Source organism: Streptomyces sp. NPDC048411 (assembly GCF_040704695.1).
In the GTDB taxonomy this organism is placed as follows: Bacteria; Actinomycetota; Actinomycetes; order Streptomycetales; family Streptomycetaceae; genus Streptomyces.
Genome location: NZ_JBEZKL010000295.1, coordinates 1 through 1,728 on the forward strand (window position 1 = coordinate 1; position 1,728 = coordinate 1,728).

Annotated in this window: 2 protein-coding genes; one reads left to right on the forward strand and one right to left on the reverse strand. The window is 65.5% G+C overall.

The window, feature by feature from the left end:
- The coding region (locus AB0915_RS39105) for a transposase (RefSeq protein ID WP_366696158.1) at positions 1-198 on the reverse strand (198 nt) is incomplete at its 3' end.
- Positions 199-481: 283 nt separating this feature from the next.
- Between AB0915_RS39105 and AB0915_RS39110 the strand changes: the two genes are divergently transcribed.
- Positions 482-1,564, forward strand: coding sequence for an IS110 family transposase (locus tag AB0915_RS39110; RefSeq protein ID WP_366696160.1), 1,083 nt, complete (start codon positions 482-484; stop codon positions 1,562-1,564).
- Positions 1,565-1,728: the final 164 nt, after the last annotated feature.

Below are 1,728 nucleotides of genomic sequence, written 5' to 3' on the forward strand. Positions count from 1 at the left end.
CAACGTGGCCATGCCGTCGGCGACGTCGACCGCCCACACGGCGTCCTCGTCGATGGCCAGCACATCGGCGAGCAGAGTCAGCAGTTCCGGCTCGTCATTCAGCACGCGTCGCGACAGCAGCCGCTTGCCCTCGCCGTCCAGGACCACGCAGTGGTGATGGGTCTTGCCGATGTCCACGCCCGCCCAGATCTGGGGCACGGGTTCCTCCGGTTCGTCGGTGTGCGCTGTTCTCCCGAACGACCTCGCCAGCGTGGTCCTACTCAGCGATGCACCACAGGGGGCTCGCAGCTCCTGACTTGTTGAATCGACCCCAGACGCCCGGTCTGCAGCCGTAGCGTCCAGGGTGCCGGTCGGCACTGGCTCGCATAGCTCCTTGCCGCCCTTCGGGCTGGCTCATGATTAGCGTGCCGCCGCCGTCCGGCACCCGCGCGGTGTGGCTCGACAGAGGCATGAACGTGTGAGACCGCAACTTCAAGTCAGGGTGCCCACCGCATACTTCTGCCGCTTCGAGCTCCAGGTCGGGATGCGCGTGATCACTATCGGGATCGACCCTCACAAGTCCTCTCACACCGCTGTCGCCATCGATGCCGCTGGCCACAAGGTCGGCCAGCGGAAGTTCGTTGTCAACGCTGGCACCTTCGGGCAGCTGATGCGCTGGTGCGAGCAGTGGCCCGAACGAAGGTTCGCGGTCGAGGGCGCCGGCGGCCTTGGGAGGACCCTCGCCCAGCAGCTGGCAGCCAACGGCGAGGACGCCGTCGACGTGCCCTCCACCCTGTCGGCCAGGGCGCGGCTTCTGGGCACCGGAGGCGACCGGAAGACTGATCCTGCTGACGCACTCCACATTGCTCAGGTTGCACTGTTCCGCACCGACCTCCGCAAGGTGACGGCCGAGGACCAGTCCACCATCCTGCGGCTGCTGACCGAGCGGCACAACGACCTGGTCAACGAGCGGACTCGCATCACTAACCGCCTTCACGCGGTCCTGCGCGACCTGATGCCCGGCGGCGCCCCCACGCGGCTGTCGGCAGAGAAGGCCGCAGCCTTGATGAAGGGGATTCGGCCGGTCACCGCGACTGACAACTGCCGCCGCGACATTGCTCGTGATCTTCTGGCTGACCTTCGCCGGCTCGACCGCCAGGTCAAGGAGAATGAAGCGCAGATGCGTGATGCTCTCGCTGCCTCACGGACGACATTGACATCGCTGCCAGGGCTCGGGACCGTCCTCGCCGCCAAGGTCCTGGGACACATCGGCGACGTCACCCGATTCCCCACTGAGCACCACTTCGCCAGCTATACCGGCACTGCTCCTCTGGACGCATCCAGCGGGAAGAACGTACGCCATCGCCTCAACACCGGCGGGAACCGAGCGCTGAACTCAGCCCTTCACATCATCGCGATCTGCCAGATCCGCGACGGCGGCCGCGGCCAGGAGTACTACCTCCGCAAGATCTCCGAAGGGAAGACATCCGCCGAGGCACGCCGGGCCCTCAAACGGCGTCTCTCGAACGTCGTCTACAGGATCATGAAACGAGACCAGCGGGACCAACTTGCATCAGCGGCTTGACACACAGAGGCGCTAATCAGCGGCCGAGTCGTCGTGAGACACCGGGCGGCCAGGTGAACGGAACCATCGAGGGCAACCGACTGAAAGCCATACCCGGTGTCTCTGGGCCTCAAGACCTTACGACTGGCCTTGATCAACCCGCACACCAACGTAGGACCGACTGA